Genomic DNA, 597 nt, shown 5'->3' on the forward strand with positions numbered 1-597 from the left:
GGGACGGGCTCCACAGATGGTGAGGATGGGCTGCAAGGATGCCGCGCAGCATCTCGTCCACGGCATCATTGCCATCATTGATCAGTTTCTGGGTCAGACTCATCAGGGCATTCCTCCTCGGCAAAAGCATATTTTAGTCGCAGCAGACGGCGCAAGCCCTGGCGATCCTCTGCCCCGGCACAGGTCTCGCTTTCAAGCCGATATTGTGTTTTCGCCGCCTTTGCCCTCGTCAGCAGACGGCCTTTGCCAGCAGTCCGTATTCATGGGCCCTGGAGGCAAGCCCTACGGACTGCTGGAGGATCTCAGCATGCGCTCGAGATCAGGCCTTGTGGTACTTCTGATCGACAGCGTTGATCGCATTCACATTGCCGGCAGAGCGTCCNTCGCCGCCTTTGCCCTCGTCAGCAGACGGCCTTTGCCAGCAGTCCGTATTCATGGGCCCTGGAGGCAAGCCCTACGGACTGCTGGAGGATCTCAGCATGCGCTCGAGATCAGGCCTTGTGGTACTTCTGATCGACAGCGTTGATCGCATTCACATTGCCGGCAGAGCGTCCCTGAGGGTCGAAATTCAGGGTCTCCTTCAACCAGGCGTCGGCA

General features: G+C 58.9%; 1 pseudogene. It reads right to left on the minus strand.

Annotated elements, in window-relative coordinates:
- Nucleotides 1-491 precede the first annotated feature (491 nt).
- Nucleotides 492-597, minus strand: a pseudogene (locus ACM6UT_RS23445) (RpiB/LacA/LacB family sugar-phosphate isomerase); the annotation flags it as partial.

Source organism: Ciceribacter azotifigens (assembly GCF_048159625.1).
GTDB classification, from domain to species: domain Bacteria; phylum Pseudomonadota; class Alphaproteobacteria; order Rhizobiales; family Rhizobiaceae; genus Allorhizobium; species Allorhizobium azotifigens.